At 40.1% G+C, this 25,321-nt stretch carries 23 protein-coding genes; 9 read left to right on the plus strand and 14 right to left on the minus strand.

Features of this window, described 5'->3' with window-relative positions:
* Positions 1-117: 117 nt before the first annotated feature.
* From HMPREF9180_RS08860 to HMPREF9180_RS08925, 14 genes are all read right to left on the minus strand, one after another.
* Entirely contained in the window at positions 118-792 is a 675-nt protein-coding gene (locus HMPREF9180_RS08860) for a rhomboid family intramembrane serine protease (protein WP_006146196.1), read from the minus strand.
* A complete protein-coding gene (locus HMPREF9180_RS08865; protein ID WP_006146197.1) occupies positions 776-1,315 on the minus strand; it encodes a 5-formyltetrahydrofolate cyclo-ligase in 540 nt (179 codons plus the stop codon). The genes HMPREF9180_RS08860 and HMPREF9180_RS08865 overlap by 17 nt, the downstream gene beginning before the upstream one ends.
* 3 nt (positions 1,316-1,318) lie before the next feature.
* A complete protein-coding gene (locus HMPREF9180_RS08870; RefSeq protein WP_006146198.1) occupies positions 1,319-2,449 on the minus strand; it encodes an N-acetyldiaminopimelate deacetylase in 1,131 nt (376 codons plus the stop codon).
* A 59-nt stretch (positions 2,450-2,508) separates the two neighbouring features.
* Positions 2,509-3,207, minus strand: coding sequence for a 2,3,4,5-tetrahydropyridine-2,6-dicarboxylate N-acetyltransferase (dapD, locus tag HMPREF9180_RS08875; protein WP_006146199.1), 699 nt, complete (start codon positions 3,205-3,207; stop codon positions 2,509-2,511).
* A 63-nt stretch (positions 3,208-3,270) separates the two neighbouring features.
* Entirely contained in the window at positions 3,271-4,203 is a 933-nt protein-coding gene (locus HMPREF9180_RS08880) for a DMT family transporter (RefSeq protein WP_006146200.1), read from the minus strand.
* A gap of 9 nt (positions 4,204-4,212) precedes the next feature.
* Entirely contained in the window at positions 4,213-6,705 is a 2,493-nt protein-coding gene (gene pbp1b / locus HMPREF9180_RS08885) for a penicillin-binding protein PBP1B (RefSeq protein ID WP_006146201.1), read from the minus strand.
* A gap of 124 nt (positions 6,706-6,829) precedes the next feature.
* Complete coding sequence (gene galU / locus HMPREF9180_RS08890) at positions 6,830-7,729, minus strand: UTP--glucose-1-phosphate uridylyltransferase GalU (RefSeq protein ID WP_025168755.1); 900 nt, start codon at positions 7,727-7,729, stop codon at positions 6,830-6,832.
* A 21-nt stretch (positions 7,730-7,750) separates the two neighbouring features.
* Positions 7,751-8,767 carry an NAD(P)H-dependent glycerol-3-phosphate dehydrogenase gene (locus tag HMPREF9180_RS08895; RefSeq protein ID WP_025168756.1) on the minus strand — a complete coding sequence of 339 codons (1,017 nt, stop codon included), beginning with the start codon at positions 8,765-8,767 and terminating at the stop codon, positions 7,751-7,753.
* A 148-nt stretch (positions 8,768-8,915) separates the two neighbouring features.
* Entirely contained in the window at positions 8,916-10,574 is a 1,659-nt protein-coding gene (locus HMPREF9180_RS08900) for an ABC transporter permease (RefSeq protein ID WP_006146204.1), read from the minus strand.
* A complete protein-coding gene (locus HMPREF9180_RS08905; protein ID WP_004250611.1) occupies positions 10,564-11,655 on the minus strand; it encodes an ABC transporter ATP-binding protein in 1,092 nt (363 codons plus the stop codon). The genes HMPREF9180_RS08900 and HMPREF9180_RS08905 overlap by 11 nt, the downstream gene beginning before the upstream one ends.
* Positions 11,656-11,667: 12 nt before the next feature.
* Positions 11,668-12,714: an ABC transporter substrate-binding protein gene (locus HMPREF9180_RS08910; RefSeq protein ID WP_025168757.1), complete on the minus strand. Its 1,047-nt coding sequence runs from the start codon at positions 12,712-12,714 to the stop codon at positions 11,668-11,670.
* 161 nt (positions 12,715-12,875) lie between these two features.
* Positions 12,876-13,916: an ABC transporter substrate-binding protein gene (locus HMPREF9180_RS08915; RefSeq protein ID WP_006146206.1), complete on the minus strand. Its 1,041-nt coding sequence runs from the start codon at positions 13,914-13,916 to the stop codon at positions 12,876-12,878.
* A gap of 300 nt (positions 13,917-14,216) precedes the next feature.
* On the minus strand, positions 14,217-14,987 hold the full coding sequence (locus HMPREF9180_RS08920; protein WP_006146207.1) for a response regulator transcription factor: 771 nt from the start codon (positions 14,985-14,987) through the stop codon (positions 14,217-14,219).
* On the minus strand, positions 14,980-16,629 hold the full coding sequence (locus tag HMPREF9180_RS08925; protein ID WP_006146208.1) for a sensor histidine kinase: 1,650 nt from the start codon (positions 16,627-16,629) through the stop codon (positions 14,980-14,982). Before HMPREF9180_RS08925 ends, HMPREF9180_RS08920 begins: the two co-directional genes overlap by 8 nt.
* 150 nt (positions 16,630-16,779) lie before the next feature.
* On the opposite strand from HMPREF9180_RS08925, the gene leuS reads away from it, so the two are divergent.
* From leuS to HMPREF9180_RS08970, 9 genes are all read left to right on the plus strand, one after another.
* Positions 16,780-19,281 (plus strand): leucine--tRNA ligase, encoded by a 2,502-nt coding sequence (gene leuS / locus HMPREF9180_RS08930; protein ID WP_006146209.1) that lies wholly within the window; start codon positions 16,780-16,782, stop codon positions 19,279-19,281.
* A 250-nt stretch (positions 19,282-19,531) separates the two neighbouring features.
* The gene (locus tag HMPREF9180_RS08935) at positions 19,532-20,398 is read left to right on the plus strand and encodes an ABC transporter ATP-binding protein (RefSeq protein WP_006146210.1); all 867 of its coding nucleotides are present in this window, start codon (positions 19,532-19,534) and stop codon (positions 20,396-20,398) included.
* Positions 20,398-21,240: an ABC transporter permease gene (locus HMPREF9180_RS08940; protein WP_006146211.1), complete on the plus strand. Its 843-nt coding sequence runs from the start codon at positions 20,398-20,400 to the stop codon at positions 21,238-21,240. The genes HMPREF9180_RS08935 and HMPREF9180_RS08940 overlap by 1 nt, the downstream gene beginning before the upstream one ends.
* A gap of 18 nt (positions 21,241-21,258) precedes the next feature.
* The gene (locus HMPREF9180_RS08945) at positions 21,259-21,714 is read left to right on the plus strand and encodes a LytTR family DNA-binding domain-containing protein (RefSeq protein WP_006146212.1); all 456 of its coding nucleotides are present in this window, start codon (positions 21,259-21,261) and stop codon (positions 21,712-21,714) included.
* Between the two features lie 9 nt (positions 21,715-21,723).
* Positions 21,724-22,152 carry a DUF3021 family protein gene (locus HMPREF9180_RS08950; protein ID WP_025168758.1) on the plus strand — a complete coding sequence of 143 codons (429 nt, stop codon included), beginning with the start codon at positions 21,724-21,726 and terminating at the stop codon, positions 22,150-22,152.
* Between the two features lie 86 nt (positions 22,153-22,238).
* A complete protein-coding gene (locus HMPREF9180_RS08955) occupies positions 22,239-22,931 on the plus strand; it encodes a GNAT family N-acetyltransferase (RefSeq protein ID WP_025168759.1) in 693 nt (230 codons plus the stop codon).
* A gap of 11 nt (positions 22,932-22,942) precedes the next feature.
* Entirely contained in the window at positions 22,943-23,359 is a 417-nt protein-coding gene (locus HMPREF9180_RS08960; RefSeq protein ID WP_025168760.1) for a GNAT family N-acetyltransferase, read from the plus strand.
* Positions 23,360-23,647: 288 nt separating this feature from the next.
* Positions 23,648-24,646 (plus strand): Holliday junction branch migration DNA helicase RuvB, encoded by a 999-nt coding sequence (gene ruvB / locus HMPREF9180_RS08965; RefSeq protein WP_006146216.1) that lies wholly within the window; start codon positions 23,648-23,650, stop codon positions 24,644-24,646.
* Positions 24,627-25,199 (plus strand): nucleotidyltransferase family protein, encoded by a 573-nt coding sequence (locus tag HMPREF9180_RS08970; protein ID WP_006146217.1) that lies wholly within the window; start codon positions 24,627-24,629, stop codon positions 25,197-25,199. Before ruvB ends, HMPREF9180_RS08970 begins: the two co-directional genes overlap by 20 nt.
* Positions 25,200-25,321 lie beyond the last annotated feature (122 nt).

A 25,321-nucleotide genomic window follows, 5' to 3' on the forward strand; every position in this document is an offset into this window, starting at 1 on the left:
AATTCGTTTTTGCCTTGTTTTTTTGTATCAACTAAGTTAATAAGAAACTGAAATTACCGAACATAAAAACCATTGATAGTCCCTAGGAGAGACAGGTCAATGGCTTTTATGCAGATTTTAAAATAACCCAATGTAGAGTAGCAAGACTGATAAAGCGATAAAACCTAGGGTTGCTAAACCGCGTTGAACTGGGCTGTAAATCTTTCGTTCTCCTTGAACTGGGAAGACAATAGCCAGTAATGCTCCCCCGACAGCTCCCCCGACATGTCCAGCAAGACTGATGCCAGGTATTAAAATACTACCTACTAGGTTGATGATTAAAAGAGAGAGATAAGATTGGCCAAGCTGTTGAAGATAGGGATTGCGTGTAGCATAACGAAGAATGACAATGGATGCGAACATTCCGTAGAGCGCAGTTGAAGCACCTGCAGTAATGGCATTAGGACTAAAAACTAGGACAAAGAGATTTCCCATCATACCTGATAGAAGATAGATAAAGAAAAACTGCTTGGAGCCAAAGATTTGTTCCATCTGACGTCCTAGAAAGTAAAGGGACAGCATATTGATAAAAAAGTGCTCTAAGCCGATGTGGACAAAGGTTGCTGAAAATAAGCGCCAGATTTGTTCAGGCATGGCCTTAATAGCAGGTGGATAAACGGCTCCAAATTGATATAAGGTAGCTGCACTTGTGTAGTTGAAACCACTGGTTAGAAACATGAGTATAAAAACCAGGCTTGTCACAAAAAGAAAGAAGCTCGTGACGGGATAACGGCGATCAAAAATCTCTTTCATAGATGAGTACCTCCTCAACGGGAATATCGTAGTGCTCAGGTTGAAAATCTTGGATTTGGCATAGATAAAGTGTGCTGATGGTGTGACCAGTAAAATGCTCCAAGTAGCGGTCGTAGTAGCCACCACCATAGCCAACCCGATAACCAGAAGGATTGAAAGCTAAACCGGGAACATGGATCAAGTCAATCTGAGAGGGCTCAAAGACAATAGCTTCCCCCTGCGGTTCAAGAAGTCCAAAAGAATTTCTTTCGAGTTTCTCTGGTTCATAAACAACAAAATCCATTTGCCCTTTGGGATAAGTTTTTGGAATGACGATTTCTTTCCCATCTTTTTGAGCTTGTTTGATGAGTTCAGCTGTCTGAAATTCATGAGGAAAAGACAGGTAAGTAGCAATGGTTTTTGCTTCCTTATAAAAAGGATGTTGAAAGAACTGCTCTGTGAGCCAATCGTTCATTCTCTGCTTTTCTTCCTTAGATAGAGACTTGAGTTCTTGTAAGACCTGCTTGCGTAAGCTTTTTTTCATAGTTTACTCCGCAGCTTTCTTTGCTAAAAAGCTTGATACAGCTTCAACACCAATTGCGAGTGCCTCTTCTTTAGGACTCATCTGAGGGTGGTGTAGGGCATAAGGACTATCAATTCCAAGCCAGAACATGACGCCATCCACCTTTGAAAGTAAGTAACCGAAGTCTTCACCTGTCATGGCAGGCTCGATATCAATCAACTCAACCCCTTCTTTTTCTTGGAAAAAGTCCATTAATTCCCGAGCTAGTTTAGGATTATTTTCTACTGGGAGGTAGCCTCCTTGCTTGAGTTCAATCTCTACATCCATATCAAAAGCAGCAGCGACAGCTTCAGCAATGGTTGTAACTCTTTTTTGTACTAATAGGCTCATCTCCTGAGTTAGGGAGCGGATAGTCCCGTGTAAAAAGGCGGTTTCTGCAATTACATTATTGGTTGTTCCAGCTTGCAAGACACCAAAGGTTACAACGGCACCCTCGATTGGATTGACACTTCGGCTAACAACTGATTGAACTTGGGTAATAAAATAACTAGCAGCAACCACAGCATCCTTCGCTTCATGTGGAAAGGCAGCATGCCCTCCCTTACCCTTAAAGTTAATCTTGATTTCACAGGTTCCTGCAAATAATGTATGAGTGTTAGTTGCAATTTGCCCGACTTTTAAATCTGGTCGCACATGCAAACCATAAAATTGGTCTGGTAGCCAGTCGCCAAATGCCTGGGCCTTGTACATCAGCATTCCACCAGCTTCATTTTCTTCGGCTGGTTGAAAGAGAAAGAGGAGGTTATTTTTTGGCTGTTTTTCGAGAGCACGTTCTAGGCTTCCTAGAGCAATAGTCATATGGAAATCATGCCCACAAGCGTGCATTCGACCTTGGTGTTTGGAAGCAAAAGGCAATCCTGTTTGTTCATTGACAGGTAGTCCATCAATGTCTGTACGCCAGCCAATCGTTTTAGTTGGTTGACTTCCGTGTAGATAAACCAAAATACCTGTTCGCCAAGTCCGAAGTTCTACGAAGTCCTTACTAGCAATCAATTTTTTGATGACATCGAGCAGATAAGCCTGCGTTTCGAACTCTTCTAAACCAATCTCAGGAATCTGGTGTAAATCTCGTCTAGTTTGAATCAAATCTAACATATATGTATATCCTCCTACATAGAAGAAAGAGGCTAGGATATTTCCGCCTCTTTTTATGGTTACAAGGTACGAAGGGCGTCCTCTAGGGCTGTCTTTTGTTGCGTTTGAGCATCAATTTGTTTGATAACGCGGGCTGGAACACCAGCAACGACAACATTTTCTGGAACGTCTTGAGTGACGATAGCACCTGCTGCGACAACAGAACCACTACCGATTTGAACTCCTTCGATAACAACAGCATTAGCACCAATCAGTACATTGTCACCGACACGAACAGGATCTGCACTAGCTGGTTCAATCACTCCTGCAAGAACAGCCCCTGCACCCACGTGACTATTTTTACCAACAATTGCGCGACCACCGAGAATAGCTCCCATATCAATCATAGTGCCAGCACCAATTTCTGCACCAATATTGATAACAGCTCCCATCATAATCACAGCGTTGTCACCAATCTCAACCTGGTCACGGATGATGGCACCTGGTTCGATACGAGCATTGATGTCACGTTTATCAAGGAGAGGGACTGCTGAGTTGCGAGCGTCTTGCTCAACAACGTAGTCCTTGTTTTCTGTTAGTCCCTCAAGAAGGGGAGCAATATCTTTCCAGTCTCCAAAGAGAACATTTCCAAGCTTGATAACAGAAGCAGGGACGGCTCCGGCAAGTTCTCCCTCAAAAGTCACTTTAACGCTGGTCTTTTTCTCAGCGTTTGCGATAAATTGGATAATTTCTTGTGCATTCATTTTTGTTGCAGTCATAGGTATCTCCTCACTCTTTGTAATGCTTACTATTCTACCAAAAAAGGCTTCAAATTTGAAGCCTTAAGTGTTAAAAGAAGATTCTTTCATTTTGTTTTTTGATTCTTCAATAGATAAGAAAATCATTGGGATAATAATCAAGATCATCGCTAGCAGCAGATACCCATCCAGGACTAAACCTAGAAATAGAACGCTGAGAATAGCAGAGGATAAAGGTTCGCTAGCACTGACGACTGACACTACTAATGGGGAAACGAGTGAGACGGCTTTCATGGATAGGAAGAAGGCAAAGGCTGTTCCTAAAAATGCAATGATTAAACAAATCAAGATGCTTGCCCAATCTAGCTGAAAGCTGATTCTATAAACAGGGTAGAGAATATTACTAAAGAGTCCAGCCAACATCATACCCCAGCCAACAGTTGGTACAAAACCGTATTTTTGAGCAAATGGTTGGGGCAAGATGACATTAAACATAACTCCAAGGGCGCTGAGGAGCCCCGTTACTAAAGCGAGAGGGGTAATAGATAGTTTAGAAAAATCGCCTTTGGTAGCCATCAAAAAGACCCCAAGCATCGCAGTTAAAACGTAGAAGATTGCTTTTTTAGAAGCTTTTTTCTTGTAGATAATACGGTTGTAAATGAGAATGAAGATAGGACTGATAAATTGGAGGATAGTTGCGGTTGTCGCATTAGAGTATTCTACACAAAGATAAAAGAAATACTGAACGGAGAAGATTCCTAAAATGGCATAAGCCAAAAAAGGCAGATAGTTTTTCCAGTTTCTCCAAAGGTCGAATAACTGGGAGCGGAGCTTAAAGCCAGACAGGATGAGTACAAAACCACCTGCAAGACTTAGTCGCATGGAAGTAATCCAACCAGAGGAAACTGGATAATGCGTAAAGAAGAATTCTCCTAAAATACCGCAAATACCCCATATTAATCCGGATAGGAGGGAGTATATGGTTCCCTTAAAAATATTCTTTTGATACTGATTCATATAGAAAGATTAACGTCGTTGCCTATTTGAAGATGAGTTGTTACTATTATTTCTGTTGCTATTGTTACTACTACTATTATTACTACTATTGTTTGAATTATTGTTATTAGAATTTGATGATTTTGGTAGGCTTCCCAAAATACTACTCCAAGCATTTTGGTAATCAGAGTCGCTACCACCAATAGCAAATTTGTAGGTAGTTGTTGGAGCACCAGCTTTATTAGCCCAGTAGCTCGTTACAGTTTCTCCAGTTACTTCAACCTCTTTACCGTTGATGGTGACCTTACCAGGTTTTTCACCAGTTGATTTGAGGACTTGAGATGAAGTGACACTTGAGTCAAGATTGAAGCGCTCAGAGCCCCAAGCGGAAGGAGAAGCTTGTTGAATGGCGTTTACAAGGTGAGCCATATATTTAGCATTACGGTAGTATGCACCTTGGGCTAATGGGCTGTTGTCATCATGCCCAACCCAACCCCCAAGGGTTAATCGTGGAGTTGAGACCATGAGCCACATATCGGCTTCTTCGTTTGTTGTACCAGTTTTCCCGATCCAGTCGGCACTTGCTAGTCTAGGATTGATGGAAGCAAGGTCATTTTGGAAGCTTGTAGTTAATCGAGATGAAATAACATCTCTCAGTAGGCTCTGCATAATAGTTGCAGTGGCTTTAGAGTATACTTGTACAGGTTCATCTTTGTGCTCATAGATAACCTCACCATTGGTTTTTTCGATTTTCGAAATCATGTATTTTTTATGGTAGACACCATTATTAGCTAAGGTCTGATATCCGTTAGTATGCTGAGCTACAGTGACTTCAATTCCTCCCCCCATGGGAAGACTTTCGATGCCATATTCTGGAATGTAATACCCCATTTTTTCCATATAGGAGCGAACATCAACTCCTTTTTCACGGAGCATACGATAGGTCCAATAGGCTGGAATATTCCAAGAATAACTTAGTGCTTCCTTAAGTGGCATCATGGCTGTTCCAGGGCTATTAACATGCATGATAGGATTTCCGTTGGAATATTTGGTTGGATAGTTTGATAAGATGCTTGCGCTTCCCATCAAGCCTTGGTCAATAGCGATACCATAGACTAGGATGGGCTTTGTAGTAGAAGCAGGAGAACGTTTAGTATCAAAGGCGTGGTTGTTTTGGTTGCTTTGGTAATCGCGACCACCAACAAATCCTAAGATGGCTCCTGTTTTATTATCCATCAAAACATTCCCAACTTCAGGTTGACCAGTACTATCATTTAGAAGGTAACCATAGTTTGTCGCAGCGTTTTGCATGGCCGTATGAATGGCTTTATCAATCGTAGTTGTAATACGATAACCGCCATTTTGAATTTCTTTTTCAGCTAATTCACGATAAGATTTCTGAATGGATTCGTTCTTGAGTTCTTGGGCAGAAACGTTATCTTTTTTGACCAAGTAGTCATACATGAGGTCAGTCGCTTCATCAAGTGCAGTAAAGTAGAGATAACCTTTAGTGGCTACATTTACACTTTCTGCTGGTAAGAAGTCTTTTTTAATGTCATACGCTTTATAGGTTTCATAGTCTTCCTGACTGAGAACTCCTGTTCTATACATATTGTAAAGAACATCTTTGGAACGCTTGATTCCAAGTTCTAAGTCCTCTTCACTCTTTAGCTCACCTGTGGATTCATAAGGTGAGTAGGAGATAGGGCTTTGAGGTAAGCCCGCTATAAAGGCTGCTTGCGGAATCGTTAGTTGACTGGCATCAACACCGAAAATACCCTTGGCTGCTTGTTGAGCTCCGGCGATATTTTGACCTTTATTGTTACGACCAAAAGGAGCGACATTGAGATAGGTTGCCAAGATTTCGTCCTTGCTCATTGCTCTCTCTAAAGCCAAGGCATCCACAATTTCACTAGCCTTACGAGCAAGTGTAGGAGCGTCACCAACTACTTGTTGTTTGATGAGCTGTTGTGTCAGAGTAGATCCACCACTCGAAGAACCAAGCCCGATAAAATTTCCTAGACTGGCACGAATGACTGCTTTAGGGACTACACCATTGTGATCTGCAAAGTGTTCATCCTCAGTTGCAACGATAGCTTGCTTGAGATTTTCTGAAATAGCATCTGATGCAATAGATGTTCGAAGAAGATCACTTTCGACAGCCCCAATCATCGATCCGTCAGCATAACGAATCTCAGAAATGGATGAAATATCGTTTACTTGTTTGAGCAAATCTTCTGTTTGAGGGACGCTTACTTTGTCAAATAGAGAAACTGCATAACCGAACACAATCCCAGCCCCTAACAGTCCTCCAATGAAGGCGATGATAAATAGGGTATTAAAGGTTGCCTTGATACCCAGTAAGATATTGGCAAAGATTGTCCAGAAATTGGTATTAGCTTGTTTTTTATTCTTAGAAGTTTTACGACCAATTTTGCCTAAATCTATGTTTTTTAGTTTTGCTTTTAGAGACTGAAGGAAAGCCAGTCCTTTTTCTTTAAATTCTAACAATTTATTCTTCATTTCTTTCCTCACTTCTTCTTATTATACCATAAAAGAATCTATTGCAAGAGATTAGTATGAAACTAGGATTGGAGGCGCTTAAGCAACAAAAAAACCAGGTACACTTTGAACCTGGTTTCATTGATTATTTTTCTTCTGAAAGCTCTTTTCCAAGATCAATCAAGTAGTCTTTCAAGTGATCCTTGACTTGAGGATGTTTGAGGGCGTATTCGATGGAAGTTTTCATAAATCCAAACTTATCTCCAACATCATAACGTGAGCCTTTAAACTCGCGAGCAAATACACGTTGTGTCTTGTTTAGAGTGTCAATAGCATCAGTCAATTGAATCTCGTTTCCGGCACCTGGTTTTTGATTTTCAAGGATACCGAAAATCTCAGGTGTGAGAAGGTAACGACCGATGATAGCTAAATCACTAGGTGCATCTTCAGGTGCAGGCTTCTCAACGAAGGTTTCAACGCTGTAAAGACCATCTTTCCCTTCGCCTTGAGGAGCGATGACACCATAGGCAGAAACTTCATCATGTGGGACAGGCATCACTGCGATAGTAGAAGCATGAGTTTCCTCATAATCATTCATGAGTTGCTTGGTCAGTGGAACGGCATTATCATCCGTGATATCCATGAGATCATCTCCAAGCATCACTACAAACGGTTCGTTCCCAACGAAAGCTTTGGCTTGTAAAACTGCATCTCCGAGTCCACGTGGGTGTGTTTGACGGATGAAGTGAAGGCGCATACCAGTCGTTTCATCAACTAGTTTCAAAAGATCTGTTTTTCCTTTTTCTTTGAGGTTGTATTCTAGTTCAAAGTTTGAGTCAAAGTGGTCTTCGATAGAGCGTTTTGACTTCCCTGTTACCACAAGAATATCCTCAATCCCAGATTTAAGAGCTTCTTCAACAATGAACTGGATTGTTGGTTTATCCACGATTGGCAACATTTCTTTTGCCAAGGCTTTGGTTGCTGGTAGGAAACGAGTTCCAAGTCCCGCAGCAGGGATAACAGCTTTTCTTACTTTTTGCTTCATGAGCATCCTTTCTAACGGTGATTAAGACCACTCGTTTTCTGATTTGAACTCATTGTTCATGAGTTCAGAAATGGCATCTTTAATATTAACATTTTTATAAATAACTTGGTAAATGGCTGAGGTGATTGGCATGTAAACGTCAAGCTCTTGTGCCAATTCGTAAGCAGCTTTGGTTGTTGAAATTCCTTCGATGACCATGCCCATATTTGCTTCTATATCTGCCAAGGCTTCGCCACGACCAAGAGCATCTCCAGCTCGCCAGTTACGTGAGTGGACAGAAGTTCCGGTAACGATTAAATCTCCAACTCCAGAAAGACCACTGTAAGTTAATGGATTTGCTCCAAGTTTAACTCCCAGACGAGTGATTTCTGCAAGACCTCGCGTGATAATCGCTGCCTTTGCATTATCTCCAAAGCCAAGTCCATGAAGGGCCCCTGCACCTACTGCGATGATATTTTTAAGAGCACCAGCTGTTTCCACTCCAATCACATCTGTATTGGTATAAAGACGGAAGTAGTGGTTACTAAAGAGTGTCTGAACATACTGAGCGACTTGTAAATCTTTGGATGCGGCCGTAATCAAGGTAATGTCGCGTACAATCGTTTCTTCCGCATGGCTAGGACCAGAGACAACCACAATATCACTACGCAATGCTTCAGGGATTTCTTCTTCTAGAATAGTTGAAAGACGTTTATGACTATTTGGTTCGAGTCCTTTTGAAGCATGCATGATCACCACTTTATGATCCAAAACAGCAGCCACTTGTTGAGCTACCAATCTGGTCACCTTGGTTGGCACAACAAACAAGACAGCATCAACACCCTTCAAGACTTCTGCTAAATCATGGTAGGCAACAATCTTTTCGTCTAATACAGTATCTTTAAAATAGCGTTTGTTAGTATGTTGTGTATTAATTTCATCAATTTGGTCAGGAATATTTCCCCAGATACGCACTTGGTGTCCATTGTCATTAAGAACTTGTGACAGTGCCGTACCCCAAGAACCAGGCCCTAAAACAGCGATGGTTTGTTTGTCCATATTTTCCTCCTTCTGAGAAAGCACTTTCCTATATTCTACCATAAAAAGCACTAACGTGCATTAATATTATTTATTAAGAATCAACTTAGTAAGAGACTATAAAATAAAAAACAGCCAATAAATAACTTGGCTGTTTTTAGGAGAAAAACTAGAGTGTAATGCTATTGTTTTTAGAAATTTTCATAAATAGTAGCAGTGAAGTAACTGTCAAAACAGTGAGGATAGTAGACAAGGCAGCTGCCACGCCATAATTTCCACGAAGTACTTCAGTGTAGATAGCTACGGTCATTGTTCTAGTCTTAACATTGTATAAGAGAATCGAAGTAGACAGTTCTGAGATCATTGTTACCCATGATAGGATTGCACCTGAGATGATACCTGAAAGCATCATTGGAGTTGTGATTTTAGTAAAGGTATTGAGACGACTACTTCCTAAACTTTCTGCAGCTTCTTCAATGCTTGGAGAAATCTGTTGCAAGCTAGCTACTGAAGAACGAATGGTATAAGGGAGTCTCCTTACAGATAAGGACATAATCAAGATGAAGGCTGTTCCTGTAATCATAAGGAAGCCACTTCCAAAGATACCTGTATTGAATGAAGAGATAAAGGCAATACCAAGAACGGTTCCTGGCACGATATAAGGTACCATACTAAGACTATCGATTAGATTCGTAAATAGATTGCGCTTGCGAACTGCAAGGTATGAGATGAAGGTCGCAAAGACAACAACGAGAATCAAGGCAAATAGAGGTATACGAATGGTATTGAAAATAGCAGAGCCCATGCGGCTAAAGGCGGTCTTATAGCTGTTTAACGAGTATCCTTTGACAAATACCATACCTGATGTCTTAAGGAATGATGTATAAATCAAGTAAACTTGAGGTAATACAGAGAATAAGATAATGCCATAAACAGTCACATAAATAGCAGCCATCTTTCCTTTTGTCGTTTTCTTAGGTTCAATTGGATGAAGCGAGTTCATACTGAAGCTATAACGATTTGAAATGTACTTTTGAATGAGGAAGATGGCAAGGGCGATTGTAATAGCCATAATTGCTAAGGCAGATGCGAATGCTGAGTTGCCTCCAACTTCACTAATAAACTGAGTATATATCAATACTGGGAAGGTACGGTATCCCTCTCCAATCAACATTGGAGTACCAAAGTCAGAGAAAGCTCTCATAAATACCAGTAGGGCTGCTGCTAATAAAGTTGGGACCAAAAGAGGTAAAATGACTTTTACAATACGTTTAAAGCCAAAAGATCCCATGCTTTCCGCAGCTTCCAAGAGGGAATTGTCAATACTCTTCATAGTTCCAGCTACATAAAGGAAGACGAGAGGGAAAAGTTGGAGTGTAAAGACAAGTACAATACCTTTAAAGCCGTAGATATCAAAGCCTGGCAAATGTAGTGTGTTGGTTAGAAATTTTGTGATAACTCCGTTTCTACCAAGAAGTAGAATCCAAGAATAGGCACCTACAAAGGGAGCTGACATGGATGCGATGATAATCAAAATTTGTAAAAATTTCTTTCCCTTGAAGTCATACATTGAAAAAAGATAAGCTAGCAAGGTACCAACAACGACAGAAGTGATTGTGGCAGTTACAGAAACCTTAAAACTATTAATGAGTGTCTCAGAATAGTAAGATTTACTAAAGAATGTTACAAAATTTTCTAAAGAGAAACTACCTTCATGTATCAACGCTTGTTTTAATACAGTCACGATTGGGTAGACTAAGAAAACTAAGTATGTAAGAAAAATGAAGAAGGAAGATGCAGTCCAGATATTAAGTTTTTTACGCTCCATGGCTGACTCCTTTTATGAGATTCCGAGAACCATCTTCAGAGAAGACATTGAGTTTCTGAGTATTGATACGTAAACGAACATGATTTCCTTTTTCTAAATCTTCTTCGAATGTAGATTCTTCACTCACTTGAAGTTTTGGAGCAAATCCTGTTTCAATGAAGTATTCAGTATTCAAGCCAAGGTAAACGCTGTCGGTAATTGTTCCATCGATTGTGCCATTTTCATCACGGATAAATTCTTCAGGACGAATGCTGACACGAATATTTTGTTCTTCAACTTGGTCAAGATCTGGCATACGAAGAGAGTAGCCGTCTTCGAATACGATGTAAGCTCCATCAGCTTGCTTTTCTAAACGAGCAGGGATTATGTTTGTTCTACCGATAAAGGTTGCGACAAATTCGTTCTCGGGCTTGTGGTATAGCTCTTTTGGACGACCAATTTGTTGAATAACACCATCTTTCATAACCGCGATTTGGTCAGAAATGGCCATAGCTTCTTCTTGGTCGTGAGTTACATAGACAGTTGTAATGCCAACTTCGTGTTGGATTTCGCGAATGGCTTGACGCATATCTAGACGAAGTTTGGCATCTAGGTTACTGAGGGGCTCATCCATGAGGAGAACGCTTGGATTAACAGCTAAGGCACGTGCTAGAGCAACACGTTGTTGCTGACCACCACTAAGTTTATCTGGTTTACGATCAGCGTACTGGGCAATCTGCATCAACTCAAGGTATTTATTTGTTTGTTTGATGAGTTCCTCTTTCGGAACTTTCTTTTGCTTGAGTCCGAATGCTACGTTATCACGCACTGTCAAATGTGGGAAGATCGCATAGTTTTGGAAAACCATCCCAATATTTCGTTTGCTAGGTTCCATGTTATTAATTTTGGTATCATCGAAGTAAAATTCTCCTCCTTCGATACTGTTGAATCCAGCAATCATACGAAGCAAAGTTGTTTTCCCGCATCCTGAAGGCCCAAGGAGAGTGAAAAGGCTCCCCTTAGGAATTGTAACATTTAAATTTTCGATAACGGGTACATCATTGTAAATTTTCTTAGCATTAATAATTTTAATCTCGCTCATGGTCAACCCCTATTATTGTTTAGATTGGATATCTGTAAAGATTTCGTTGTATTTCTTAACAATGTCTGATTTGTTTTTGATGACATAGTCATAGTCTTCAGTTAGTGTTTTAATTTGTTCGATTGGTTTCATATTTTCGCTAGTTTTAGCATTTTTACGAACAGGGCGGTTAGTAGTTGTAGTACCTAGAGTATCTTGTACGTCTTGAGAAATGATGAAATCGATAAATTTCTTAGCGTTTTCTTTATTTTTTGCGTTCTTAATAATAGCAGCACTTGCTGGTAAGAAAACAGTTCCTTCTTTTGGATAAACAACTTTGACGTTAGCACCATCGTTAAGAAGTTTAACTGCAGGATCTTCATATGAAAGACCGACAGCCATTTCTCCATCTGCTACAGCCTTATAAACACCAGATGAACTTGAACCAATTTTACCATCAATTAAGGTAAAGAGATCTTTGACATAAGTCCAAGCCTTTTCATCTGTATAGCCACCCTCAGCTTGTAGCATGTTTGTTAGTTGAGCAAAGGCACTAGAAGAGTTAGCAGGGTCAGCTGTTGCAATTTTTCCTTTGATCTCTGGTTTGATAAGATCGCTATATCCTTCGATATTCATACCCTTAGTTAAGTCAGGATTTACAATCAATACACTACCATCCAATGTATAAGGAGTTGAGTAACCCGTTGTATTTTGATATTCTTTGATGACATTTTCATTTTCAGGAGAAACGTAGTTTTCAAAAAGCTCCCCATGAGTAGCATATTGAGTATAAGAACCACCAAAGATGACATCTGCAACAGGTGCTTCTTTTTCAGATTCCAATTTTTTAAAGAGTTCACCAGTTCCTGCTTGAATGAGTTCAACTTTAATGCCATATTTTTCTTCAAAGGCAGGAATAGTTGCTCCAATCAAGCCCTCTGAGTTTGGTGAATAGATTACTAATGAATCACTTCCCCCGTTGTCACTTGCATTTTCTCCTGAAGCGTTGTCAGAAGAACAAGCAGTAAGTCCCAAAAGTGCGAGTCCACAAGCAGCATAATACATCCATTTCTTTTTCATGATGGATACCTCCATAGTTTTGATAATTCTATTGTAAAAAAATGTAAGCGTTTTTAAAACTCAGAATTCTATCCTAATAGGGTAAAATTCTCTACAAAAACGGAAGTAATCTTTTTGATTTTATAGCAGGGTTTGACAGTTAATCACTGGTAAGTCAAATTTTATTTTTTAGATTGGATATCTGTAAAAATGTCATTGTACTTTTTAAGAATAGCGGATTTGTTTTTGATGACATAATCGGAATCTTCAGTGGCAATATTGATTTCTGTCATAGCCTTCATATTTTTATTGGTTTTAGCATTTTTACGAATGGGTCTGATGGTTGTTTCAGTTCCTAGCTTATCTTGGATTTCTTGAGAAAGGAGGAAATCGATAAATTTCTTAGCGTTTTCCATATGTTTGGCGTTTTTGACGATAGCCGCGTTACCAGGTAAAAAGACGGTTCCTTCTTTTGGATAAATGACTTTTACATCAGCCCCATCATTTAAGAGTTTTAAGGCAGGATCTTCATAGGTGAGTCCTACAGCCATTTCTCCATCGGCGACAGCTTTGTAAACATTCGAAGAGCTAGATGCAATTTTTCCATCTACTAGGGTAAATAGATTTTTCACATAGGTCCAAGCTTGTTCATTTTCGTATCCACCTTGGTCTACAAGCATGTTTGTTAGTTGTGCAAAGGCGCTAGAAGCATTACTTGGATCAGCAGTAGCGATTTTTCCTTTTAATTTAGGATTGAGTAGATCATTGTAGCCTTCAATTTTAATACCTTTTGTAAGAGATGAATTGGCAATGATGACACTGACATCAAGTGTATAAGGAGTGTAGAATCCAGTTTCATTTTGATATTCAGGGATTATCTGGTCGTTCTCTTGAGAAATATAAGGTTCAAAAAGATTTTCGTTAGAAGAGAAGAGGGCGTAGGAGCCTCCGAAAATGACATCCGCTACAGGAGCTTCTTTTTCTGACTCAGCTTTTTTAAACAATTCACCAGTGCTGGCTTGTACTAAGTCAACCTTAATACCATATTTTTCTTCGAAGGCTGGGATTATTTCTTCGATAAGGTCTTCAGGGTTAGGCGAGTAGACAACCAAAGTGTTATCTGAATCTTTTTCAGCGCTAGTTTCCGCTTCTGTTGTTGAAGAACATCCTGATAAAGTAAGAAATATCCATCCACAAGAGAGAAAGAATAGTATTTTTTTCATAAGTATTTCCTTTTTTTACGAACGTTTTTACTCTACGACTTGCTTAATGTTTATAATTTGCAGAGTTCTACAGGATATAATAAAAACCTTAAAGAAATCTAAAACGGGGAATAGGAAATGGGTATCTCGCGCAAGGATGGGGAAACTGTAACTGGGATTTCGATGGTAATCCTCTTCAAAGCACGTCATTTTATCTGTGATCTCAAAGCTATGATTTGAGCAGCTTGTAGCGAGTTTCCTAGTTTGTTCTAGTATAAGTACAAAATAAAAAGATTGCCTGATTTGAGCAATCCTTTTACATCAATGGTTTTTATCCATGAGTTTTAATTCTTTTGGAGAAATATGGAGATATTTTTTAAAAACTTTGGCAAAATATTTATAGTCTGAAAATCCAACTTGTTCAGAGATATCGCTTAAGGGAGAATTAGGGGACTCAGCCATTTTATCTATAGCTTGCTTGAGGCGGTAGCGTAAGATATATTCATTTAGCGTCATTGGGAAGTCTTCTTTGATAACCTTATATAGATAACTTTCACTATATCCTAGATTCTCTGCAATGGTAGAAATGGTAAAGTGCATGCAGTAGTGTTGGTGCACAAATTCAAGAATTTGCTGAATGATTTGGTTTTGTGTATCAATTTGTTGGATAGAGGTGAGTAAAGTTTGATATTCTTCTAAAAAAGGAGTTTCTTGACGAGTGCTAACTCGTAATCGCAAAACAATTTTTTGAAGACATTCTGTCAACTCCTTGGTATCAATTGGTTTGGATAAGAAGTCTACTGCTCCAAATTGCATAGCTTTTTTGGCATTTTGAAAATCGTCATAACCAGATAGGATTACTTTTTCATAAGAGAGAGACTTTGTAGCTTCAAACATCATGAAAGCATCCATGATTGGCATGGTGATGTCTGTCAGCACAATATGTGGTTTTAGTTTTTGAATCAGTTCCATTCCTTCTTGCCCATGACTAGCGGTTCCTACGACTTGAATACCTAGAGTAGAGTAGTCTACAGCAATCTCAAGCCATTTTCGGATTAGGTGCTCGTCTTCGACAATGATTAGCTTAAACATGTGTTCTTCCTTTCGTGACAAATTTTACCCAAGTTTCACCTTGCGGGTTCACCCCTAAATCCAATTCGACATTTTCAAAAAAGTTATTCAATCGTTTGTAACTATTGACAATACCGTGCTGTGTATGTGGACTGTTTAGAGATTCTAAAATATGGAGGCGTTCTTGTTTGGTTAGACCGCCAGCATTATCCTTAACGATAAAGGTCAGTGCTTCCTGATATTGAGTGATTTGGATAGAGATAGCAAGGTCAATACGATACTGTCTTCCATATTTTAGAGCATTTTCTACAAGCGGTAATAGGAAAAGTTTCGGAACGGTTTGGGAATATAGACTTTGAGAACAGTTAATTTGATAAGAAAATTGTTCAAAACGAATTTGATGAATCTTTAGGTAAGCTTCAATAATCTCTAAGTCTTGTCCAAGAGTCGTTTCTTTCTCTAATTCAGTCACACTGTATCGCAAAATGCGCGTGAGATTTTGAATCAGTTCTTGGGTAATACTCGCATCAATCATACTCGTGATTTTAATGGTTTCCAAGGTATTGTATAGGAAGTGAGGATTGAACTGAGCTTCTAGCATCTTTCTTTCAAAAACCCATTTTTCCTTCTCGATAGTTAACATCTTTTGATGAAGCTCGTCCAACTCCTGTAGCATATCGTTGATGTTCTCAGCTATCAGTTCAAATTCATCCTCAGTATGGAGAGTAAGTTTCTTTTCTTTTTTCTTAGGAATTTCATGTAATTGAAAGACTAAACTTTCAATAGGACCAGCATTATGGGTTGCGATTTTATGGGCGATTCTCCTAGCCTGCCAAAAATATAATAGAAAGATACAAAGTGTTAGTATGGAAGCAAGGCTAAGTAAGCTAGGAATAGGAAAGAATGATTGAAAAGTGTAAATTGAAAAAACAGAGTCAACTTTACGTTTTTCAATCAAAAGGGGATTTTCAACGAACCAATGTGTTTTTGAACGAAGTGATTTTTCATTAAATTTTTCCAGAGCAGATTGTGTGAATTGATTGGTATTACTAGAGTATATATTACCGAAAGTATCTGTAATAATATATTTTGAATTAATCAAGGGGATACTAGACACAAATTCATTCTCATTCACAAAGGAAATACTATATGCTATTGCTCGTTGATTTTGAATTATAGGCATAATAAAGACAGCATAATGTTGCTTGTCCATCGATAGAGCAACTTTCTCTGAAATGGATCCTTGGGTAGTGTTTTGAATTAATAATTTTAAATAATAGGGAGCTAAAAGAGTTTCTTTATGATTGCGATTGGTGCTAAATAAAAGTTCGCCAGTCTCATCGAGAATGACAAAATCAGAACTGAGTTTTAGTTGAGCTTTTGTTTCATAAAATAGACTAAATAATTCTCTATCAGTGTGTTTACCTTCTATAAATTCTGGAACCATTTTTTTATTCATGGTTTCCAATAATTCATAATTTGCTTGTTTCATGTCTTGAACATGTTGAGTAATTTGTTGAGTATCCTTAGCTAGTTGCTGCTTTTGAAGGAAATAGGAAAAACCAAATAGAAGGATAAGGAGTAAGAGAGAAGTCGCTAGGGCAGCTAAAGAACTACGGTGAAGAATCTCTTTTTGGAGAGAATGTTTGAAAGAATGGGGCATAATTCACCTCTTTGGGAAGAGTTTGTTAAAGTAAGTATAGCAGTATTAAAAATGGAAGGCAAGGTCAAAAAAGAAAAGAGTTAAGAATAAAGAGGCTAATTCCCTCTAAAAATGGTATAATAGGAGTATCACGAAAATTGGAGAGACAGCATGAGTTTTTACAATCATAAAGAAATCGAGCCCAAGTGGCAAAAATACTGGGCTGACAATCACACTTTTAAGACAGGAACAGATGCTTCAAAACCTAAGTTTTATGCGCTTGACATGTTCCCTTACCCATCTGGAGCGGGTCTTCACGTAGGACACCCAGAAGGTTATACAGCGACAGATATCCTTAGCCGTTTCAAACGCGCCCAAGGCTACAATGTCCTTCACCCAATGGGCTGGGATGCCTTTGGTTTGCCTGCGGAGCAATATGCTATGGATACTGGTAATGACCCAGCGGAATTCACAGCGGAAAACATTGCTAACTTCAAACGACAAATCAATGCACTCGGATTCTCATACGACTGGGACCGTGAAGTCAATACGACAGATCCGAACTACTACAAGTGGACGCAATGGATCTTCACTAAGCTTTACGAAAAAGGTTTGGCTTATGAAGCTGAAGTGCCAGTAAACTGGGTGGAAGAATTGGGAACAGCTATTGCCAACGAAGAAGTTCTTTCAGATGGAACCTCTGAGCGTGGTGGCTATCCAGTTGTCCGCAAACCAATGCGCCAATGGATGCTTAAAATTACTGCCTATGCGGAACGCTTGCTGACTGACTTGGATGAGTTGGACTGGCCAGAGTCTATCAAGGACATGCAACGCAACTGGATTGGAAAATCAACTGGTGCTAATGTCACCTTCAAAGTGAAAGGGACTGATAAGGAATTCACCGTCTTTACAACACGTCCTGATACTCTTTTTGGTGCGACTTTCACCGTCTTGGCTCCTGAGCATGAACTAGTAGATGCCATCACAACACCTGAACAAGCTAAGGCTGTAGCGGACTACAAACACCAAGCCAGCCTTAAATCAGACTTGGCTCGTACAGACCTTGCCAAGGAAAAAACAGGGGTTTGGACGGGTGCTTATGCCGTCAATCCTGTCAATGGGAAAGAAATTCCAATCTGGATTGCCGACTACGTTCTTGCTAGCTACGGTACTGGTGCTGTTATGGCCGTTCCTGCCCACGATCAACGTGACTGGGAATTTGCTAAACAGTTTGATCTTCCAATTGTAGAAGTGCTCGAAGGTGGCAACGTAGCAGAAGCTGCCTACACAGAAGATGGCCTTCACGTCAATTCTGACTTCTTGGATGGTCTCAACAAAGAAGACGCGATTGCTAAAATTGTGGCTTGGTTGGAAGAAAAAGGCTGTGGTCAAGAAAAGGTTACCTACCGTCTCCGTGACTGGCTCTTTAGCCGTCAACGTTACTGGGGGGAACCAATCCCAATCATTCATTGGGAAGACGGAACTTCAACAGCCGTTCCAGAAAGTGAACTCCCACTTGTCTTGCCAGTCACCAAGGACATCCGCCCTTCAGGTACTGGTGAAAGCCCGCTAGCTAACTTGACAGACTGGCTGGAAGTGACTCGTGAAGATGGTGTCAAAGGTCGTCGTGAAACCAATACCATGCCACAATGGGCTGGTTCTAGTTGGTATTACCTTCGCTACATTGACCCACACAACACAGAAAAATTGGCTGATGAGGACCTCCTCAAACAATGGTTGCCAGTCGATATTTACGTGGGTGGTGCAGAACATGCTGTACTTCACTTGCTTTACGCTCGTTTCTGGCACAAGTTCCTCTATGATCTCGGTGTTGTTCCGACTAAAGAGCCGTTCCAAAAACTCTTTAACCAAGGCATGATTTTGGGAACAAGCTACCGTGACCACCGTGGTGCCCTTGTGGCGACTGATAAGGTTGAAAAACGTGACGGTTCCTTCTTCCACATGGAAACAGGGGAAGAATTGGAGCAAGCACCAGCCAAGATGTCTAAATCCCTCAAGAACGTGGTGAACCCAGACGATGTGGTGGAACAATACGGTGCCGATACCCTTCGTGTCTATGAAATGTTCATGGGACCACTTGATGCTTCGATCGCTTGGTCAGAAGAAGGTCTGGAAGGAAGTCGTAAGTTCCTCGACCGTGTTTACCGTTTGATCACAAGTAAGGAAATCGTTGCGGAAAACAATGGCGCTCTAGACAAGGTTTATAATGAAACCGTAAAAGCTGTCACAGAGCAAATCGAGTCCATGAAGTTCAATACAGCTATTGCCCAACTCATGGTCTTTATCAACGCGGCTAACAAGGAAGATAAACTCTATGTGGACTATGCCAAAGGCTTCGTCCAATTGATTGCCCCATTTGCCCCTCACTTGGCAGAAGAACTCTGGCAAACAGTCGCAGCAACGGGTGAGTCCATCTCTTACGTAGCTTGGCCAACATGGGACGAAAGCAAATTGATTGAAGACGAAATCGAAATCGTCGTCCAAATCAAAGGTAAAGTTCGTGCTAAACTCATGGTAGCTAAAGACCTTTCACGCGAAGAATTGCAAGAAATTGCTCTCGCTGACGAAAAAGTCAAAGCAGAGATTGACGGTAAAGAAATCGTGAAAGTAATTGCGGTACCTAATAAACTCGTTAATATTGTCGTTAAATAACGAGTTTATTAGCTCTATCTGCCACCTTCAATAGTCCACTGGACTATTGAAGCCAACTAAGCTTGTAAATATCGTAACGAAATAAATTTAAAAGTCCTTCAGAGTAGAATCTGGAGGATTTTTAATCAAAAAATATAATTCTATTCCCACTATCGCACCACTTAACCTGGCATTTTAACCACTTGTCTTCGAAAGCCGTTTTTCCGACGGCTTTTTTGTTAGACTAAATGTGTTAGAAGGAGGGAGAAATATGATTTTACAAGCTAATCATTTAACAAAACGATACGGTAATCACACGGCTGTTGACGATATTCAGTTACAGTTTGAAAAAGGAAGTTTCAATGCTATTTTAGGTCCCAACGGTGCAGGAAAATCAACAACTATTTCCATGTTAATCGGTTTGAAAGAAGCAACACAAGGTCAGGTGCTATATGCACCAAATACGAAAATCGGAGTTGTTTTTCAAGCTAGTGTACTGGACGAGATGTTGACAGTTAGGGAAAATCTCACGATTCGTGCTCAACAGTATAAGGGGGTTGAAGCAAATCGTGTAGAGGATTTGATTCATCAACTGGGTTTGACTGCTTTCCAGAAACAACTCTATGGAACTTTGTCAGGTGGGCAAAAGCGTCGGGTTGATATCGCGCGTGCTCTTCTTTCACAACCAGATATCCTTTTCTTGGATGAGCCAACAACGGGACTCGATATTCAGACTCGCAAATCTATCTGGGATCTCCTGTATCGACTACAAAAGGATGAAGGGATGACCATTGTTTTAACGACGCATTATCTGGATGAAGCTGATGAAGCGGATCAGATCTATATCGTTGATCATGGAAAAGTAATTGCGAAAGGTTCTGCGACAGCTATCAAGAGTCAGTACGCATCTAATATCCTAAAAATTCGTTTTAAAGTAATGAAGGACTTAGAAAAATGGCTACAGACTGAAATGACAGTAGAAGCAGAAAATGAGTTGGAATATCTTTTTTATCCAAGGACATCACAGGAAGCCATTGAATATTTGGCACAAGTTCGAGAGGAAATTGATTCTTTTGAGTTTCGTCCAGGTACTATGGATGATGCCTTTATCGCTCTAACAGGAAGAGAGGTTCGCTAATGTTAGCTTTATTGAAACGGAATTTTACCTTATATTTTCGTAATCGTTCAGGAGTGTTTTTCTCATTATTGGGGGCATTGATTTCCTTCCTCCTTTATATCATTTTTCTGCAGAAGAACTTGACGGATGCTTGGTCCCAACTCCCTGATAAAACGAGCCTTTTAAATAATTGGCTGATGGGTGGAACCTTGGCTGTGACTGGGATTACAACTAGTTTTACGGCTCTTACACAAATGGTGCAGGATCGTGAACATCAAGTGGATCAAGATTTATTCTTGACAGATTTAGGTAGCTGGGGCTTACAGGCCTCCTATCTAATCAGCAGTATTGTCATTTCTTTTGTGATGCAGTTGTTTATGTTTGTGGTGATGAGCCTGTATTTTCAGGAGAGCCCAGTTTTGAGTCATCTAGCAGAAGTGGCTTTGATCATGTTGCTCAGTAGTGTGCTTTCTAGCTTGGTCAATGCTATTTTGATACACCGTTTTCAATCTGTGGATAGTCTTGGAAAGCTAGCCACTATAGTGGGAACAGCTTCTGGATTTCTAGTGGGGACTTATGTCCCTCTAGGAGTGTTGCCTAACTTTGCCCAACTTCTTATGAAGTGTACACCTGCAACCTATATTGCCTCTCTCTATCGACAAGTCCTTATGAAAGAACAACTAGCAGATACCTTTATCGGGAATAGCGATTTATTAACAGAATTTCAAGAAAAAATGGGGATCGAGTTAAAATGGCAGGAGCTGTTGACAAAGGAGAAAACATATCTTATAGTGGTAAGTATCAGTCTTGTAGCTATCCTTCTTTGGCTTTTATTGGTTAAAGTGTCTAGCAAGAGAAAATAAAGATGTACGGGAGTAAAGATGAAGATTCATTTTGAGATAACCCCAGAATTTTCAGAAAAAGATCCTCACATTCTCATTCAGGCAGCTCAGTTAACTGACCAAGCTCGAGAAGTGATGGATTATTTAGAACAATTTTCAACTGTCAATCAGGTAGTGATTCCCATCCGAACAGATGACCAATTGGTTATGGTGAAGATTGAAGAGATTATCATGGCGGATATTGATAAAAATGTATTAACCATTTATACCGTTGATGGGCTTTATATGACTAAGGAAACCTTGATAAACTTTCAAAATCGGGTTAATCGCCGGAATTTCCTGCAGATATCCCGTCACGCCGTTATCAATATTGACCATTTAGAATCCTTATCGGATAGTTTTTCAGGAAATATGATGGCTAAGTTGACACGGGGCATAAAATCTAGTGTGAGTCGGAAATATGTCAAGTCCTTAATGGATTATTTAGGTTTATAGGAGAAAATGATGAAACGCTTGATAGCTTATTTTGTAACAGGTATGCGGACAGGCTCCTTCTTTTACTTGGGGTTGGTTTTGCTAGCTCATATTTTCCCTAGCATTATCTATCCAGCCTTTAATGTTAGGAATATTTTAGCCATTTTTTTGATGAGTGGTACCATGGGGATTTTGTCAGTCATGATTGAGGAACTAGAATTTCTAGCTTATAGCTTACGCGTGGTCTTGCATATACTAGTGACAGCTGTCATTTTAGTTTTGACCTGCCTATTTTTTGGCTGGGGAGTCGCTTTGCTCAGCCCTGTCCATTGGCTTATCTTCTTGTTGATTTATGGCCTTATCTGGCTCTATCAGATTTGGCAAACCCACAAGCAAACCCAGAAGATTAACCAAGCTTTAAAAGATAAACGAAAGCATGTTGCAAGTTTAGAATTTTAAGCATTCCAGTAGATTGATTCTTGGTTTTAATTTTCACTAAATTGTGGTATAGTAACTCCAGAAATGAAAACAGTAAGGAGAAAGCTATGCCAGTAAATGAATACGGTCAGATGGTTGGGGAACCTGTAGATGATACACCTGGAGTTTTGCCTTCACTTGTACGGATAGAAGGGCAATATACGATTATAGAAGCTCTATCGGTGGAAAAGCATACAGAGGATTTATTAGCTGTCTATGGCCCAGATAGTCCTCGTGAGATGTGGACCTACCTTTTTCAACCACCTGTGGCTAATTTAGAAGAGTTAATGGTAGCTTTAAAGCAGATGATTGAGCGAAAGGATCGCTTTTACTACGCGATTATCGATAAAGCGACTGGTAAAGCACTGGGGACTTTTTCTCTCATGCGTATTGACCCAGCCAATCGCGTCATTGAAGTTGGAGCAGTGACCTTTTCTCCGGCTCTCAAACAGACCAGGATGGGGACAGAAGCCCACTATTTGCTAGCTCGTTATGTCTTTGAAGAGCTTAACTATCGCCGTTATGAGTGGAAGTGCGATGCTCTCAATCTTCCATCTAGAAAAGCAGCAGAGCGTTTGGGCTTTATCTACGAGGGAACCTTCCGTCAAGCTGTCATCTATAAAGGTCGCACTAGAGATACGGATTGGATGTCTATGATCGATAAGGACTGGCCAAAGGTCAAAGCACGTTTTGAAGCGTGGTTAAAATCTGAGAATTTTGATGAAGAAGGCCATCAATTGAAATCTCTTAGAGAATGTTAGAAAGGTTTGCTATGATTAATATTACAAAAGAAACATCTGTTTCAATTGATGACGTTTTACATCTCTATCAGGCAGTTGGTTGGACAAACTATACCAATCAGCCACAGATGCTGGAGCAATCCTTGTCTCATTCGCTAGCGACTTATCTTGCCCGTGATGGTGAGGAAATCGTTGGTGTCGTTCGCTTGATTGGAGATGGCTTTTCATCGGTTTTTGTCCAGGATTTGATTGTTTTGCCTAGCTATCAGCGCCAAGGGATTGGTAGCGCCTTGATGAAAAAGGCTTTAGGGGATTTCAAAGATGCCTACCAAGTCCAATTAGCGACTGATCAGACAGAAAAAACCTTGGGTTTTTACCGTTCTCTGGGATTTGAAACCTTATCTACTTATGATTGTACAGGGATGATTTGGGTGGATCGAAAAAAATAAAAAAATTCTTTTATCTTAAGTTAACTTTAAGTATTCTTCTGTATCATGTAATCATTAAATAAAGACCTCCTAATACTCTTTGAAAATCTCACCAACCTTCGTTAGAGTCGACTTACCTAACTTTAGTTATGCTTGCGTCGCTCTGCCTAGTCTGATTTCGATTTTCATTGAGCAACCTTTATTTAATAAAAATCCTAAACTTTTCTTTTTCATAATAATCTCCCTAAAGAAGCCACCAAATTCGGTGGCTTTTTTGTTTGTAGGCTGGATTTTTGCTATAATAGGAACATGAGTAGAATTTTAGATAATGACATCATGGGTGATGAGGAGTTGGTAGAACGTACCCTCCGTCCCCAATATTTACGTGAATATATCGGACAGGACAAGGTCAAGGATCAGCTTCAAATCTTTATCGAGGCAGCAAAAATGCGTGATGAGGCGCTGGACCATGTTCTTTTGTTTGGCCCTCCAGGTCTTGGGAAAACAACCATGGCTTTTGTTATTGCCAATGAACTGGGAGTCAATCTCAAGCAAACGTCTGGCCCTGTTATCGAAAAAGCTGGTGATCTGGTAGCGATTTTGAATGACTTGGAGCCAGGAGATGTGCTCTTTATCGACGAGATTCATCGCTTGCCCATGTCAGTAGAAGAGGTACTTTACAGTGCTATGGAAGATTTCTACATCGACATCATGATTGGTGCAGGGGAAGCTAGCCGTAGTGTCCATCTAGACTTGCCACCTTTTACCTTGATTGGTGCGACAACACGAGCAGGGATGCTTTCAAATCCTCTTCGTGCCCGTTTTGGGATTACTGGTCATATGGAATACTATACCCATGATGACTTGACAGAGATTGTCGAGCGGACGGCAGATATCTTTGAGATGGAAATTACCCATGAAGCTGCTTCGGAGTTGGCTTTACGTAGTCGTGGGACTCCTCGTATCGCCAATCGTCTCCTCAAGCGCGTGCGCGACTTTGCACAGATTATGGGCGATGGCTTGATTGATGATGTGATTACGGATAAGGCTTTGACCATGCTGGATGTAGACCATGAAGGTTTGGACTATGTGGACCAGAAAATTCTTCGCACCATGATTGAGATGTACGGTGGAGGTCCTGTCGGTCTAGGTACCCTTTCGGTTAATATCGCTGAAGAGCGTGAGACGGTTGAAGATATGTACGAACCTTACCTGATCCAGAAAGGCTTTATCATGCGAACTCGTTCAGGACGGGTCGCGACAGCTAAGGCTTATGAACATTTGGGGTATGAATACATTGAAAAATAAGTCTGAAATCTTAGACTCTTTCAAAGAAAATCCTGATATGATGGCTATTCTGACCATCATCCGTGACTTGGAGTTGAAAGACTCCTGGTTGGCAGCAGGTTCGATCCGAAATTTTATCTGGAATCTCATGTCAGATAAGCCAGCCTTTGACCGTGATACGGATGTGGATGTAATTTTCTTTGACCCAGATGTCAGTTATGAAGAAACGTTAGCCATAGAGAGACAGTTAAAAAAGGACTTCCCTCAGTATCAGTGGGAGCTGAAAAATCAAGTCTATATGCACCAACACAGTCCCCATACACCTCCGTATAGAAATTCCTGTGACGCTATGAGTAAGTATCCTGAACGTTGTACGGCAGTAGGGCTTCGCTTGCAAGCTGACGCAACTTTAGAGCTCTTTGCTCCTTATGGTTTAGAGGATATTTTGAACTTTCAGGTTTCTCCAACTCCCCATTTTTTAGAAAATCAAGACCGAATGAAGCTTTATCAACAGCGTTTATCTAAGAAAAACTGGCGAGAAAAATGGAAAAATCTCACAGTTAAAAATACTTAAGGAAACTTTAAGATAGGAGCTGTATACTTATCTCATAAGTTAAGAAGAACTTAACTTATACTCCTAAAACTTTTTCATAATAATCTCCCTATAAAAAAATTAAGTCGCCCAATCAGGCGGCT

Source organism: Streptococcus peroris ATCC 700780 (assembly GCF_000187585.1).
Lineage (GTDB): Bacteria > Bacillota > Bacilli > Lactobacillales > Streptococcaceae > Streptococcus > Streptococcus peroris.